The following is a 15,165-nucleotide window of genomic DNA, read 5'->3' as shown; positions in this document are numbered from 1 at the left end:
ATGCAAAACTATTATGGCTCACTCACATTTATTAGCAGAAAGAATTTCCCGCCTCAGCAGCGCGCTGGAGAAAGGCCTTTTCGAGCGTAGCCACGCCATTCGCCTCTGTTTACTGGCGGCGTTGAGCGGTGAAAGCGTGTTTCTGCTTGGGCCACCGGGCATCGCCAAAAGCCTCATTGCCCGCAGGCTTAAGTTCGCTTTTCAGAATGCCCGCGCGTTTGAATATCTGATGACCCGCTTCTCCACTCCCGAAGAGGTTTTCGGCCCCCTTTCCATTCAGGCGCTGAAAGATGAAGGGCGCTACGAGCGTCTGACGGCGGGGTATCTGCCTGAGGCTGAAATTGTCTTTCTCGATGAGATCTGGAAAGCCGGCCCGGCGATTCTTAATACCTTGCTCACGGCGATTAACGAACGTCGTTTCCGCAACGGCGCCAGCGAAGAAAAAATCCCGATGCGCCTGCTGGTGGCCGCCTCTAATGAACTGCCCGAAGCCGACAGCAGCCTGGAAGCGCTTTACGACCGTATGCTCATCCGCCTGTGGCTGGACAAAGTACAGGATAAGTCTAACTTCCGCTCCATGCTGATCAGCCAGCAGGATGAAAATGAAAATCCGGTGGCGGCTTCATTGCAGGTGACCGACGAGGAGTATCATCAGTGGCAGGAAGAGATCGGCAAAATTAAACTGCCCGATGCCGTTTTTGAACTGATTTTCATGCTGCGCCAGCAGCTCGACCTGCTGCCTTCGGCGCCGTACGTCTCTGACCGCCGCTGGAAAAAAGCGATTCGCCTGCTGCAGGCCAGCGCCCTGTTCAGCGGGCGTGATGCCGTTGCGCCCATCGATCTCATCCTGCTGAAAGACTGCCTGTGGCACGACGCAGAAGGCATGAACCTGATGCAGCAGCAGCTTCACGTTTTGATGACCGGACACGCCTGGGGGCAGCAGGCGATGCTCAACCAGCTTGGGGCGATTGCCCAGCGGCGCATCCAGCTTCAGCAGCAGCAAAGTGATAAAACCGCCCTGAAAGTGAATCGCCTGGGGGGGATGTTCGCCCGCAAACCGCACTATGAATTACCCGCCGAACTCACCAGCCCGACGCTGACCCTGCTGCTCCAGCAGCCGCTCAAGCTGCATGATATGCAGGTGGTGCACGTGACGATTGAACGCGAGGCGCTGGCGCAGTGGCTGGATAAGGGCGGAGAGATCCGCGGAAAGCTCAACGGCATCGGTTTCGCGCAGCCGCTGAATATGGAAGTGGACAGCAGCCAGCACCTGGTGATCCGCGACGTCAGCCTGCAGGGCTCGCGTCTCGCGCTGCCGGGAACCGCCTCGGACAGCGTGCCGGAAGAGATTAAGCAGCAGCTGGAAGCGCTGGATACCGAATGGCATCAGCAGCACACCCGCTTTAGCGAGCAGCAAAAATGCCTCTTTATTCATAGCGACTGGTTAGGTCGCATCGAAGCCAGCCTGCAGGACGTCAGCGCACAGATTAAACAGGCGCGTCAATGCTAACCCTGGATACGCTTAACGTCATGCTGGCCGTCAGCGAGGAAGGGTTGATCGAAGAAGTGGTCATAACCCTTCTGGCATCGCCGCAGCTGGCGGCGTTTTTTGAAAAATTTCCGAAGCTTAAAAAAGCGATGACCGACGATCTCCCGCGCTGGCGCGATAACCTTCGCCAGCGGTTTAAGGAGACGGAAGTCCCGCCTGAATTGACGGAAGAGGTGGCCTGTTATCAGCAGTGCCAGCGGCTCTCCACGCCGCAGTTTATCGTCCAGCTTCCGCAAACCCTGACGTTACTCGACAAGGTCCACTCGCCGTTTGCCAGCCAGGCGCGGGGGCTGGTCACGGATAACGCCACCTTTACCCCCGCACTGCACACCCTCTTCTTACAGCGCTGGCGCCTCAGCCTGGTGGTGCAGGCCACGACGTTAAACCAGCAGCTGCTGGACGAAGAGCGCGAACAGCTGCTCAGTGAAGTTCAGGAACGCATGACCTTAAGCGGCCAGCTTGAGCAGGTGCTGGTGGAAAATGAAAACGCCGCCGGGCGTCTCTGGGATATGAGCGCCGGTCAGCTCCGGCGCGGGGACTATCAGCTGATCGTCAAATACGGCGATTTTCTGACGCAGCAGCCCGAGTTGATGAAGCTTGCAGAACAGCTGGGACGCTCGAGGGAGGCAAAGTCGGTCCCAAAGAAAGATGCCCCGATGGAAACCTTCCGCACCCTGGTGCGCGAACCGGCCACCGTGCCGGAGCAGGTCGACGGGCTCCAGCAGAGCGATGACATTTTACGCCTGCTGCCCACGGAGCTGAGCACGCTGGGGATGACCGAGCTGGAGTATGAATTTTACCGTCGGCTGGTGGAAAAACAGCTCCTCACCTACCGGCTGCACGGCGAAGCCTGGCGCGAGAAAATCAGCCAGCGGCCGGTCGTTCATCAGGATTTTGATGAACAGCCGCGCGGGCCCTTCATCGTTTGCGTGGATACGTCCGGATCGATGGGCGGCTTTAACGAGCAGTGTGCAAAAGCGTTTTGTCTGGCGCTGATGCGCGTGGCGCTCGCCGATCGTCGTCGCTGCTTCATCATGCTGTTCTCCAGCGAAGTCGTGGGCTATGAGCTGACGAACCAGCAGGGGATCGAGCAGGCAATCCGCTTCCTGAGCCAGCGTTTTCGCGGCGGCACCGATCTGGCCAGCTGTTTTCGCAGCATCGTTGAGCGGATGCAGGGCGGCGACTGGTACGACGCTGACGCGGTGGTGATTTCCGATTTTATTGCCCAGCGGCTGCCGGATGACGTGATAAATAAAGTGAAGGAATTACAGCGGGTGCATCAGCACCGTTTTCATGCGGTGGCGATGTCCGCCCATGGAAAACCCGGCATCATGCGCATCTTCGATCATATCTGGCGCTTTGATACCGGGTTGCGTAGCCGCCTGCTCAGACGCTGGCAGCGTTAATTACAGAAGAGAGCCGACGCTTTCGCGTACCTGCTGCGGCCAGACGCCACACTGAACCTGACCAATATGGGGCAGCTGAAGCAGCAGCATGGTCAGACGGGACTGGCCGATACCGCCGCCAATCGTCTGCGGCATTTCGCCGCGCAGCAGCGCCTGGTGCCACTCGAGTTTGAGACGATCTTCATCACCGGTCACCGCCAGCTGGCGCTTCAGCGCCTCAGCATCCACGCGGATCCCCATAGAAGAAATCTCGAATGCGTCTTCCAGTACCGGGTTCCAGACCAGAATATCGCCGTTCAGACCGGCAAATTCCCCCTCACCGGCGGTGCTCCAGTCATCATAATCCGGCGCACGAACGTCATGGCGCTTACCGTCAGACAGCTTGCCGCCGATCCCAATCAGGAACACCGCACCCAGCTCTTTGGCGATCGCGCGCTCGCGGCCTTTGGCATCCAGATCCGGGAAACGGGTCAGCAATTCCTGGCTGTGCACAAAGTGGATAGATTCCGGCAGAAACGGCGCCAGACCAAACTCTTTGCTTACGGCCGCTTCGGTTGCTTTGATCCCGGCGTAGATCGCCTCAACGGTGGATTTCAGCGTGCCGACGTGGCGCTCGCCATCACCCATCACGCGCTCCCAGTCCCACTGGTCAACGTAAACGGAATGAATCGGAGAAAGGCGGTCTTCATCGGGGCGAAGGGCTTTCATGTGCGTGTAGAGCCCTTCGCCCGCGCTGAAGTCGTGTTGTCCCAGGGTTTGACGCTTCCACTTCGCCAGGGAATGAACCACTTCGAACTGGGCGTCTGGCAGCGTTTTCACTTTCACCTGTACCGCTTTTTCGCATCCAGACAGGTTATCCTGCGTCCCGTCGCCCACGCGGCTGAGGATCGGAGCCTGGACCTCAATCAGCCCTAGCTTCTCTTCCAGCTGGCGGGAAAAATGGGATTTTACGAAACTGATCTGGCGTTGTTTTGCGATGTAAGCGGTTTTCATTATTAATACTCCTGCGTCCTGTTGATATTGATTAAGCAACAGAAATGGCATCACATTCAATAACTCATCAACAAAAAGCCACCTTCATTTTTGATTCGATAAAATTAAAAGCTAGAATAGAATGATTCATTAATCTTCATAAGAAAAAGCTATGGAAAATTATCAGATCGACAATCTCGACCGCGGCATCCTGGAGGCGTTAATGGCCAATGCCCGTACCGCCTACGCCGAACTGGCGAAACAGTTTGGCGTCAGCCCGGGAACCATTCACGTTCGCGTAGAGAAGATGAAGCAGGCGGGGATCATTACCGGCGCACGCATTGACGTCAGCCCTAAACATCTGGGTTACGACGTCTGCTGCTTCATCGGCATTATTCTTAAAAGCGCCAAAGACTATCCTTCCGCCCTGGCGAAGCTGAACGCGCTGGATGAAGTCACCGAGGCGTATTACACCACCGGGCACTACAGCATCTTTATTAAAGTCATGTGCCGATCCATCGACGCCCTCCAGCAGGTACTTATCAACAAGATCCAAACAATCGATGAAATTCAGTCCACCGAGACCCTGATCTCCCTGCAAAACCCGATCATGCGTACCATCCGCCCGTGATCGGGCAAATCCATTCCCACATTTTCCACAGGTAGATCCCAGCTCGTTCACAGCGTACAATGGCCGTCTCTTTATCTGGGCGAGCGATCAATGGCGGACATTACCCTTATCAGCGGCAGCACCCTTGGTGGTGCGGAATACGTAGCGGAACACCTGGCTGAAAAGCTGGAAGATGCGGGCTTTTCCACACAAACCCTGCACGGCCCGTTGCTGGAAGATCTCCCGACTGACGGGGTCTGGCTGCTGATCACCTCCACGCACGGCGCGGGCGATCTGCCGGATAACCTGCAACCTTTATATGACGAACTGCTGGAACAGCAGCCCGATCTGTCAAACGTCCGTTTTGGCGCAGTAGGGATCGGCAGTCGTGAATATGACACCTTTTGCGGGGCAATAGAGAAAGTTGAAGCCGCTGTGACCTCCTGCGGAGCAAAACAGCTGGGTGAAACGCTCAAGATCAACATCCTCGATCATGACATTCCGGAGGATCCAGCCGAGATCTGGCTCGCGGAATGGAAAAATTTACTCAAAAACGATTAAAGATCGCGCGAACAGATGTGGATAACTCTGGTTAAAAGCTCGTATTAACCCGTAGTTATCCAACGAACAACTATTGTATCGTTTTTGACCTGTGTATAAAGTCGCGTTCTGATCCCAGCTTATACTGTCCAGGATCACCGATCATTCACAGCAAACGATCCTTTCTAACTGCATGATCTTCTTTGTGAGATCGGACTTATCCACACAGGTTCGCGATCCTAATAAGAGATCACAATAGAACAGATCTCTAAATAAAAAGATCTTCTTTTTAATAGCCCAGGATCCCAATGCTTTCTCGAAAGACTAAAGTTGAGTAGAATCCACGGCCCGGGCTTCAATCCATTTTCATACCGCTTTACGCGAGGCAGACCACCATGTTTTATCAGGATCCTTTTGACGTCATCATCATTGGCGGGGGTCACGCAGGCACTGAGGCCGCAATGGCCGCAGCGCGAATGGGTCAGCAGACCCTGCTTTTGACACACAATATCGACACGCTGGGACAAATGTCCTGTAATCCGGCGATTGGCGGCATTGGGAAAGGACACCTGGTAAAAGAAGTGGATGCACTTGGCGGCCTGATGGCGAAAGCGATCGATCAGGCTGGCATCCAGTTTAGGATACTAAACGCGAGTAAAGGTCCCGCTGTGCGTGCGACCCGAGCTCAGGCAGACCGCGTGCTTTACCGTCAGGCAGTGCGTACCGCCCTGGAGAATCAGCCGAACCTGATGATCTTCCAGCAGGCGGTTGAAGATCTTATCGTTGAGAACGATCGCGTCGTAGGTGCCGTGACCCAGATGGGCCTCAAATTCCGCGCGAAAGCCGTAGTGCTGACCGTGGGCACATTCCTGGACGGTAAAATTCATATCGGTCTGGATAACTACAGCGGTGGCCGTGCCGGCGATCCGCCGTCTATTCCACTGTCTCGTCGTCTGCGTGAACTGCCGCTACGCGTAAGCCGCCTGAAAACCGGTACGCCGCCTCGTATTGATGCGCGCACCATTGATTTCAGCGTGCTGGCGCAACAGCACGGTGATAACCCCATGCCGGTCTTCTCGTTCATGGGCAATGCTGCACAGCATCCGCAGCAGGTGCCGTGCTATATCACGCATACCAACGAGAAAACCCACGACGTGATCCGCAATAACCTCGATCGCAGCCCGATGTACGCTGGCGTGATCGAAGGGATCGGTCCGCGCTACTGCCCGTCGATCGAAGACAAAGTGATGCGCTTTGCCGATCGTAACCAGCACCAGATCTTCCTGGAGCCGGAAGGGCTGACCTCAAACGAAATTTACCCGAACGGCATCTCCACCAGCCTGCCGTTCGATGTGCAGATGCAAATTGTTCGCTCAATGCAGGGTATGGAGAACGCAAAAATCGTTCGCCCTGGCTACGCTATTGAGTACGATTTCTTCGATCCGCGTGACCTGAAGCCAACCCTGGAGAGTAAATTCATCCACGGTCTGTTCTTCGCGGGGCAAATTAACGGCACCACCGGCTACGAAGAAGCGGCCGCTCAGGGTCTGCTTGCCGGTCTGAACGCCGCGCGCTTCTCTGCTGAGAAAGAGGGCTGGGCACCAGGCCGTTCTCAGGCGTATCTGGGCGTGCTGGTTGACGATCTCTGCACGCTGGGTACCAAAGAGCCGTACCGTATGTTTACCTCTCGCGCTGAATATCGCCTGATGCTGCGCGAAGATAACGCCGACCTGCGTCTGACCGAAATGGGCCGCGAGCTCGGCCTGGTCGATGACGAACGCTGGGCGCGTTTCAACGAGAAGCTGGAGCGCATTGAACAAGAACGTCAGCGTCTGAAAACCACCTGGGTTAATCCGCAGGCGGAAACCGCTGCTGAAGTAAACGCTCACTTAACAGCGCCGCTGTCGCGCGAGGCCAGCGGTGAAGATTTGCTGCGCCGTCCTGAAGTCACCTACGAGAACCTGGTCAAACTGACCGCGTTCGCGCCGGGCCTGGAAGATGCTGAAGCGGCAGAGCAGGTTGAGATCCAGGTGAAGTACGAAGGTTACATCGCGCGCCAGCAGGATGAGATCGAAAAGCAGCAGCGCAACGAAAACACGCTCCTGCCGGAAATGCTGGACTACCGCCAGGTGACGGGCCTTTCCAACGAAGTGATCGCTAAGCTGAACGATCACAAACCGGTGTCGATCGGCCAGGCATCCCGAATCTCGGGTGTTACCCCTGCAGCGATTTCGATCCTGCTGGTCTGGCTGAAAAAGCAGGGCATGCTGCGCCGCAGCGCGTAATTGACATGCTTTTGGCGGGTGGCGCTTCGCTGACCCGCCCTACTTATTCGTAGGCCCGGTAAGCGAAGCGCCACCGGGCAAAAAAACTCTCAACAGGTATTCACCGTGCTCAACAAACTCTCTCGTCTGCTGGATCAGGCAGGTATTTCGCTCACCGATCACCAGAAAAATCAGCTGGTGGCCTATGTCGATATGCTGAACAAATGGAACAAAGCGTACAACCTGACGTCTGTTCGCGACCCCAACGAGATGCTCGTTCGCCATATACTCGATAGCATCGTGGTTGCCCCCTGGTTGAAAGGTGAGCGTTTCATCGACGTGGGTACGGGTCCAGGTTTACCGGGCGTTCCGCTGTCGATTGTTCGCCCTGAGAGCCAATTCACGCTGCTGGACAGCCTTGGCAAACGCGTGCGCTTTTTACGTCAGGTTCAGCATGAGCTGAAGCTTGAGAACATCACGCCCGTGCAGAGCAGGGTAGAGGAATTCCCGGCAGAGCCGCCGTTTGACGGGGTTATCAGCCGCGCGTTTGCTTCGCTCAATGACATGGTGAGCTGGTGTAAGCACTTGCCTGCAGAGAATGGCCGCTTTTATGCGCTGAAAGGGCAGTTGCCAGGCTATGAGATTGAACAGCTGCCGGACGGCTTTGCCGTCGAGTCTATTGAGAAATTAGACATTCCTCAGCTCGAAGGTGAACGTCACCTGGTGATAATTAAGCCAAACAATTTTTAAAAAATTAATAAAAAATGTGGAATTCGTGCTGTTCTTATCATGTTAAAAAACAGCACAACTAGCGTGGATTTATCGGGGGGCTTTTAACCTCTGCTTCACTAAGGTTTTTCTTCCGGTTAACGAAGTAACTATTATTCACCGAGAAGATAGTCATCTGTGAAAATATAAGTCTGCTAAAAGTGGAAGTCAGTAACCAGAACGCAATGTTAATTATTTATTAAGAATGTCAATAAAAGGTTTTTATTGTGTACTGGGCTGTTTTGAAAATAGTTACGACGTTTTGCTTTTAATTTCATAAAGATAAATTTCCGCGATTTGCGCCTTTGATAAATACAACCTTATCGCAAATGTGTGTTTTGTGATCTCGTGCACGCTTTATCGTCAACGTTTTCGCGCTGTTTGCAGTTTTGGTCGAAGGTTGACGCTTTCAGCGAAAGTTAAAAAATAGCGGTGGGGAAAAATATTTAAACATTTATTCACCTTTTCGCTACTTAATGTTTGAAATCACGGGTGCGCACCGTATAATTTGACCGCTTTTTGATGCTTGACTCTGAGCCTTAAAGGACGTTTTATACGACACGCGACATACCTCGAAGGGAGCAGGAGTAAAAACGTGATGTCTGTGTCGCTCTTGAGTAGAAACGTTGCTCGTAAGCTTCTGTTCATTCAGTTTCTGGCTGTGATAGCAAGTGGACTGCTGTTTAGCCTCAAAGACCCCTTCTGGGGCATCTCCGCCGTGTGCGGGGGTTTGGCGGTTGTGCTGCCAAATGTGTTGTTTATGATTTTTGCCTGGCGTCATCAGGCGCATACACCCGCCAAAGGCCGCGTGGCCTGGTCCTTCGCCCTCGGCGAAGTGTGTAAGGTGTTGCTGACCTTTGCTCTACTGGTGATGGCGCTGGCGGTTTTGAAAGTGGTCTTCATGCCGCTGATAGCAACGTGGGTTTTGGTGCTGGTGGTACAAGTTCTGGCTCCAGCTGTAATCAATAACAAAGGGTAAAAGGCATCATGGCTTCAGAAAATATGACGCCGCAGGATTACATAGGTCACCATCTGAATAACCTTCAGCTGGACCTGCGTACATTCTCGCTGGTGGATCCACATAACCCCCCGGCCACCTTCTGGACGATCAACATCGACTCCATGTTCTTCTCGGTGGTTTTGGGTCTTCTGTTCCTGGCCATGTTCCGCGGTGTTGCTAAACGAGCGACCAGCGGTGTACCAGGGAAATTCCAGACATTCGTCGAAATGATCATCGGCTTCGTCCATGGCAGCGTCAAAGACATGTACCATGGTAAGAGCAAGCTGATTGCTCCGCTGGCGCTGACCGTGTTCGTTTGGGTCTTCCTGATGAACCTGATGGACCTGCTGCCAATCGATCTGCTGCCGTTTATCGGCGAGCACATCTTCGGCCTGCCTGCACTGCGTGTTGTACCGTCTGCGGACGTGAACATCACCCTGTCGATGGCGCTGGGCGTGTTTATCCTGATTCTTTTCTACAGCATCAAAATGAAAGGCGTAAGCGGCTTTGTGAAAGAGCTTACCTTGCAGCCGTTCAACCACTGGGCGTTTATTCCGGTCAACCTGATCCTGGAAGGCGTTAGCCTGCTGTCCAAACCTGTTTCACTGGGTCTGCGACTGTTCGGCAACATGTATGCGGGTGAGCTGATTTTCATTCTGATCGCGGGTCTTCTGCCGTGGTGGTCACAGTGGGTTCTGAATGTGCCGTGGGCCATTTTCCACATCCTGATCATTACGCTGCAAGCCTTTATCTTCATGGTTCTGACGATCGTCTATCTGTCGATGGCGTCTGAAGAGCACTGATTTTTTACCAACACTACTACGTTTTAATTGAAACAAACTGGAGACTGTCATGGAAAACCTGAATATGGATCTGCTGTACATGGCTGCCGCTGTGATGATGGGTCTGGCGGCTATCGGTGCTGCGATCGGTATCGGCATCCTCGGGGGCAAATTCCTGGAAGGCGCAGCGCGTCAACCTGATCTGATTCCTCTGCTGCGTACTCAGTTCTTTATCGTTATGGGTCTGGTGGATGCTATCCCAATGATCGCTGTAGGTCTGGGTCTGTACGTGATGTTTGCTGTCGCGTAGTAGTAGTTTTAAAACCCTAAGCCACAGAAATTAAAGAGGTATTGTGCTGTGAACATGAACGCAACAATCCTCGGCCAGGCCATCGCGTTTATTCTCTTTGTCTGGTTCTGCATGAAGTATGTATGGCCGCCTTTAATGGCTGCCATCGAAAAACGTCAGAAAGAAATTGCTGACGGTCTGGCTTCTGCAGAACGCGCTAAGAAAGATTTGGACCTTGCACAGGCCAACGCGACAGACCAGCTGAAAAAAGCGAAAGCGGAAGCTCAGGTTATCATCGAACAGGCTAACAAACGCCGTTCGCAGATCCTGGACGAAGCCAAAGCTGAAGCAGAACAGGAACGTACTAAGATCGTGACACAGGCTCAGGCAGAAATTGATGCTGAGCGTAAACGTGCTCGTGAAGAACTGCGTAAGCAGGTTGCGATTCTGGCTGTTGCTGGCGCCGAGAAGATCATCGAACGTTCCGTGGATGAAGCTGCTAACAGCGACATCGTGGACAAACTTGTCGCTGAACTGTAAGGAGGGAGGGGCTGATGTCTGAATTTGTTACGGTAGCTCGCCCCTACGCCAAAGCAGCTTTTGACTTTGCTGTCGAACACCAAAATGTCGATCGCTGGCAGGATATGCTGGCGTTTGCCGCTGAGGTGACGAAAAACGAACAAATGGCTGAGTTGCTTTCCGGTGCGTTAGCACCTGAAACTCTCGCCGCGTCGTTTATCGCCGTGTGCGGAGAGCAACTGGATGCCAACGGCCAGAACCTGATTAAGGTGATGGCAGAAAATGGTCGTCTCCGTGTGCTCCCGGATGTTCTCGAGCAGTTTGAGCACTTACGTGCCCTTAGTGAAGCAACCGCTGAAGTTGAAGTAACTTCTGCGACTGAACTGAGTAACGAACAGCTTGCGAAAATCACCGCCGCGATGGAAAAACGTCTGTCACGCAAAGTTAAGCTGAATTGCAAAATCGATAAGTCTGTAATGGCAGGCGTAATCATCCGTTCGGGTGATATGGTCATTGATGGCAGCGTACGCGGCCGTCTTGAACGCCTTGCAGACGTCTTGCAGTCTTAAGGGGACTGGAGCATGCAACTGAATTCCACCGAAATCAGCGAACTGATCAAGCAGCGCATTGCTCAGTTCAGTGTTGTGAGTGAAGCTCACAACGAAGGTACTATTGTTTCTGTAAGTGACGGTGTTATCCGCATCCACGGCCTGGCCGATTGTATGCAGGGTGAGATGATTTCCCTGCCGGGTAACCGTTACGCTATCGCACTGAACCTGGAGCGCGACTCCGTTGGTGCAGTTGTGATGGGTCCATACGCTGACCTCGCCGAAGGCATGAAGGTTAAGTGTACTGGCCGTATTCTGGAAGTGCCGGTTGGCCGTGGCCTGCTGGGTCGCGTTGTTAACACCCTGGGTGCGCCAATCGACGGTAAAGGTCCGGTTGAGCACGATGGCTTCTCCCCAATCGAAGTTATCGCACCGGGCGTTATCGACCGTCAGTCCGTAGATCAGCCTGTTCAGACAGGTTATAAGTCCGTTGATGCCATGATCCCAATCGGTCGTGGTCAGCGTGAACTGATCATCGGTGACCGTCAGACCGGTAAAACCGCGATGGCAATCGACGCCATCATCAACCAGCGTGACTCCGGCATCAAATGTGTGTACGTGGCCATCGGCCAGAAAGCGTCCACCATTTCTAACGTGGTTCGTAAGCTGGAAGAGCACGGCGCACTGTCTAACACCATCGTTGTGGTAGCAACTGCGTCTGAATCTGCTGCACTGCAATACCTGGCGCCATACGCCGGTTGCGCAATGGGCGAATACTTCCGTGACCGCGGTGAAGATGCGCTGATCGTATACGATGACCTGTCTAAACAGGCTGTTGCTTATCGTCAGGTTTCCCTGCTGCTCCGTCGTCCACCTGGACGTGAAGCGTTCCCTGGCGACGTATTCTACCTCCACTCTCGTCTGCTGGAGCGTGCTTCCCGCGTTAACGCGGAATACGTCGAGAACTTCACCAAAGGTGAAGTGAAGGGTAAAACGGGCTCTCTGACCGCTCTGCCGATCATTGAAACCCAGGCGGGTGACGTTTCTGCGTTCGTTCCGACCAACGTAATCTCTATTACCGATGGTCAGATCTTCCTGGAAACTAACCTGTTTAACTCCGGTATTCGTCCGGCGGTTAACCCGGGTATCTCCGTATCCCGTGTTGGTGGTGCTGCTCAGACCAAGATCATCAAGAAACTGTCCGGCGGTATCCGTACCGCGCTGGCACAGTATCGTGAACTGGCTGCGTTCTCTCAGTTCGCATCCGATCTGGACGAAGCAACCCGTAAACAGCTGAGCCACGGTCAGAAAGTGACCGAGCTGCTGAAGCAGAAACAGTATGCACCAATGTCTGTTGCTCAGCAGGGCCTGGTACTGTTCGCGGCTGAACGCGGTTACCTCGAAGATGTGGAACTGGCGAAAATCGGTAGCTTCGAAGCCGCTCTGCTGGCTTACGTCGACCGTGATCACGCTCCGCTGATGCAAGAGATCAACCAGACCGGTGGCTATAACGACGAAATCGAAGGCAAGCTGAAAGCTATCCTCGATTCCTTCAAAGCAACCCAATCCTGGTAATCGTCCGGCGGCTTGTCTCAGGACAAGCCGCCTGGCATTGAGGAGAAGCTCATGGCCGGCGCAAAAGAGATACGTAGTAAGATCGCAAGCGTCCAGAACACGCAAAAGATCACTAAAGCGATGGAGATGGTCGCCGCTTCCAAAATGCGTAAATCGCAGGATCGCATGGCGGCCAGCCGTCCTTATGCAGAAACCATGCGCAAAGTGATTGGTCACCTTGCAAACGGTAATCTGGAATATAAGCACCCTTACCTGGAAGAACGCGACGTTAAGCGCGTGGGCTACCTGGTGGTGTCGACCGACCGTGGTCTGTGTGGCGGCTTGAACATTAACCTGTTCAAAAAATTGCTGGCGGATATGAAAGCATGGTCTGAAAAAGGCGTTCAGTGCGATATCGCAATGATCGGCTCTAAAGGCGTCTCTTTCTTTAACTCCGTTGGTGGCAACATTGTCGCTCAGGTGACCGGTATGGGTGATAACCCGTCCCTGTCCGAACTGATCGGCCCGGTTAAAGTGATGTTGCAGGCTTATGATGAAGGCCGTCTGGACAGACTGTACGTTGTCAGCAACAAATTCATTAACACCATGTCTCAGGTTCCAACGCTCACTCAGATGCTGCCGTTACCGGCATCAGAAGATGGCGAGCTGAAGCAAAAAACCTGGGATTACCTGTATGAACCCGATCCGAAACCGCTGCTGGATACCCTGCTGCGTCGTTACGTTGAATCTCAGGTTTATCAGGGCGTTGTAGAAAACCTGGCCAGCGAGCAGGCCGCACGAATGGTGGCGATGAAAGCCGCGACCGATAATGGCGGCAGCCTGATTAAAGAGCTGCAGTTGGTTTACAACAAAGCTCGTCAGGCCAGCATTACTCAGGAACTCACCGAGATCGTCTCGGGGGCCGCCGCGGTTTAACCAGGTTTACGAATTACGTAGAGGATTCAAGATGGCTACTGGAAAGATTGTCCAGGTAATCGGCGCCGTGGTGGACGTCGAGTTCCCTCAGGACGCCGTACCACGCGTGTACGACGCGCTTGAGGTACAGAATGGTAACGAGAGCCTGGTGCTGGAAGTTCAGCAGCAGCTCGGCGGCGGTATCGTGCGTACCATCGCGATGGGTTCTTCCGACGGTCTGCGTCGTGGTCTGGAAGTAAAAGACCTTGAGCACCCGATCGAAGTCCCGGTAGGTAAAGCAACACTGGGTCGTATCATGAACGTATTGGGTCAGCCAATCGACATGAAAGGCGACATCGGTGAAGAAGAGCGTTGGGCTATCCACCGCGCGGCACCTTCCTACGAAGAGCTGTCAAGCTCTCAGGAACTGCTGGAAACCGGTATCAAAGTTATCGACCTGATGTGTCCGTTCGCGAAGGGCGGTAAAGTCGGTCTGTTCGGTGGTGCGGGTGTTGGTAAAACCGTAAACATGATGGAGCTGATCCGTAACATCGCGATCGAGCACTCCGGTTACTCTGTGTTTGCGGGCGTAGGTGAACGTACTCGTGAGGGTAACGACTTCTACCACGAAATGACCGACTCCAACGTTCTGGACAAAGTATCCCTGGTTTACGGCCAGATGAACGAGCCACCAGGAAACCGTCTGCGCGTTGCGCTGACCGGTCTGACTATGGCTGAGAAATTCCGTGACGAAGGCCGTGACGTTCTGCTGTTCGTTGATAACATCTATCGTTATACCCTGGCCGGTACGGAAGTATCTGCACTGCTGGGTCGTATGCCTTCAGCGGTAGGTTATCAGCCTACGCTGGCGGAAGAGATGGGTGTTCTTCAGGAACGTATCACCTCTACCAAAACCGGTTCTATCACCTCCGTTCAGGCGGTATACGTACCTGCGGATGACTTGACTGACCCATCTCCAGCAACCACCTTTGCTCACTTAGATGCAACCGTGGTACTGAGCCGTCAGATCGCGTCTCTGGGTATCTACCCGGCCGTTGACCCGCTGGACTCCACCAGCCGTCAGCTGGATCCACTGGTTGTTGGTCAGGAACACTACGACACCGCGCGTGGCGTACAGTCCCTGCTGCAGCGTTACCAGGAACTGAAAGACATCATCGCCATCCTCGGTATGGATGAACTGTCTGAAGAAGACAAACTGGTGGTAGCACGTGCGCGTAAGATCCAGCGCTTCCTGTCCCAGCCGTTCTTCGTTGCGGAAGTATTCACCGGTTCTCCGGGTAAATACGTTTCCCTGAAAGACACCATCCGTGGCTTTAAAGGCATCATGGAAGGCGAATACGATCACCTGCCAGAGCAGGCGTTCTACATGGTTGGTTCCATCGACGAAGCCGTGGAAAAAGCCAAAAAACTTTAACGCCTTAATCGGAG

General features: G+C 53.9%; 15 protein-coding genes. 14 read left to right on the top strand and 1 reads right to left on the bottom strand.

Annotated elements, in window-relative coordinates:
- Window positions 1–13: 13 nt before the first annotated feature.
- Window positions 14–1,510, top strand: a complete 1,497-nt coding sequence (ravA, locus tag RVY89_RS19390) for an ATPase RavA (protein WP_484826191.1) — start codon at window positions 14–16, stop codon at window positions 1,508–1,510.
- Window positions 1,504–2,955 carry an ATPase RavA stimulator ViaA gene (viaA, locus tag RVY89_RS19385; protein ID WP_484826190.1) on the top strand — a complete coding sequence of 484 codons (1,452 nt, stop codon included), beginning with the start codon at window positions 1,504–1,506 and terminating at the stop codon, window positions 2,953–2,955. Before ravA ends, viaA begins: the two co-directional genes overlap by 7 nt.
- On the opposite strand, the gene asnA is transcribed toward viaA, so the two are convergent.
- Entirely contained in the window at window positions 2,956–3,948 is a 993-nt protein-coding gene (gene asnA / locus RVY89_RS19380; protein WP_484826189.1) for an aspartate--ammonia ligase, read from the bottom strand.
- A 151-nt stretch (window positions 3,949–4,099) separates the two neighbouring features.
- Between asnA and asnC the strand changes: the two genes are divergently transcribed.
- The 12 genes from asnC to atpD all read left to right on the top strand — a co-directional run bounded on the left by asnC (window position 4,100) and on the right by atpD (window position 15,151).
- Complete coding sequence (gene asnC, locus RVY89_RS19375; protein WP_023333916.1) at window positions 4,100–4,558, top strand: transcriptional regulator AsnC; 459 nt, start codon at window positions 4,100–4,102, stop codon at window positions 4,556–4,558.
- Between the two features lie 90 nt (window positions 4,559–4,648).
- The gene (mioC, locus tag RVY89_RS19370; protein WP_484826188.1) at window positions 4,649–5,098 is read left to right on the top strand and encodes an FMN-binding protein MioC; all 450 of its coding nucleotides are present in this window, start codon (window positions 4,649–4,651) and stop codon (window positions 5,096–5,098) included.
- Window positions 5,099–5,472: 374 nt separating this feature from the next.
- On the top strand, window positions 5,473–7,362 hold the full coding sequence (mnmG, locus tag RVY89_RS19365; RefSeq protein WP_023333918.1) for a tRNA uridine-5-carboxymethylaminomethyl(34) synthesis enzyme MnmG: 1,890 nt from the start codon (window positions 5,473–5,475) through the stop codon (window positions 7,360–7,362).
- 105 nt (window positions 7,363–7,467) lie between these two features.
- Window positions 7,468–8,091 (top strand): 16S rRNA (guanine(527)-N(7))-methyltransferase RsmG, encoded by a 624-nt coding sequence (gene rsmG, locus RVY89_RS19360; protein ID WP_484826187.1) that lies wholly within the window; start codon window positions 7,468–7,470, stop codon window positions 8,089–8,091.
- A gap of 616 nt (window positions 8,092–8,707) precedes the next feature.
- Window positions 8,708–9,088 (top strand): F0F1 ATP synthase subunit I, encoded by a 381-nt coding sequence (gene atpI / locus RVY89_RS19355; protein ID WP_008500194.1) that lies wholly within the window; start codon window positions 8,708–8,710, stop codon window positions 9,086–9,088.
- An 8-nt stretch (window positions 9,089–9,096) separates the two neighbouring features.
- Entirely contained in the window at window positions 9,097–9,912 is an 816-nt protein-coding gene (gene atpB, locus RVY89_RS19350) for a F0F1 ATP synthase subunit A (RefSeq protein ID WP_032644273.1), read from the top strand.
- A 49-nt stretch (window positions 9,913–9,961) separates the two neighbouring features.
- On the top strand, window positions 9,962–10,201 hold the full coding sequence (atpE, locus tag RVY89_RS19345; RefSeq protein WP_000429386.1) for a F0F1 ATP synthase subunit C: 240 nt from the start codon (window positions 9,962–9,964) through the stop codon (window positions 10,199–10,201).
- 48 nt (window positions 10,202–10,249) lie between these two features.
- Window positions 10,250–10,720: a F0F1 ATP synthase subunit B gene (atpF, locus tag RVY89_RS19340; protein WP_014072436.1), complete on the top strand. Its 471-nt coding sequence runs from the start codon at window positions 10,250–10,252 to the stop codon at window positions 10,718–10,720.
- 14 nt (window positions 10,721–10,734) lie between these two features.
- Window positions 10,735–11,268 carry a F0F1 ATP synthase subunit delta gene (gene atpH / locus RVY89_RS19335; RefSeq protein WP_023309790.1) on the top strand — a complete coding sequence of 178 codons (534 nt, stop codon included), beginning with the start codon at window positions 10,735–10,737 and terminating at the stop codon, window positions 11,266–11,268.
- A gap of 12 nt (window positions 11,269–11,280) precedes the next feature.
- Window positions 11,281–12,822 (top strand): F0F1 ATP synthase subunit alpha, encoded by a 1,542-nt coding sequence (gene atpA, locus RVY89_RS19330; RefSeq protein WP_006808751.1) that lies wholly within the window; start codon window positions 11,281–11,283, stop codon window positions 12,820–12,822.
- Between the two features lie 51 nt (window positions 12,823–12,873).
- Window positions 12,874–13,737, top strand: coding sequence for a F0F1 ATP synthase subunit gamma (gene atpG / locus RVY89_RS19325; RefSeq protein ID WP_024907886.1), 864 nt, complete (start codon window positions 12,874–12,876; stop codon window positions 13,735–13,737).
- A 31-nt stretch (window positions 13,738–13,768) separates the two neighbouring features.
- Entirely contained in the window at window positions 13,769–15,151 is a 1,383-nt protein-coding gene (atpD, locus tag RVY89_RS19320; RefSeq protein WP_006177559.1) for a F0F1 ATP synthase subunit beta, read from the top strand.
- Window positions 15,152–15,165: the final 14 nt, after the last annotated feature.

This window comes from Enterobacter sp. 3U4 (assembly GCF_057224565.1).
This window is presented reverse-complemented; position numbering and strand designations above follow the sequence as displayed.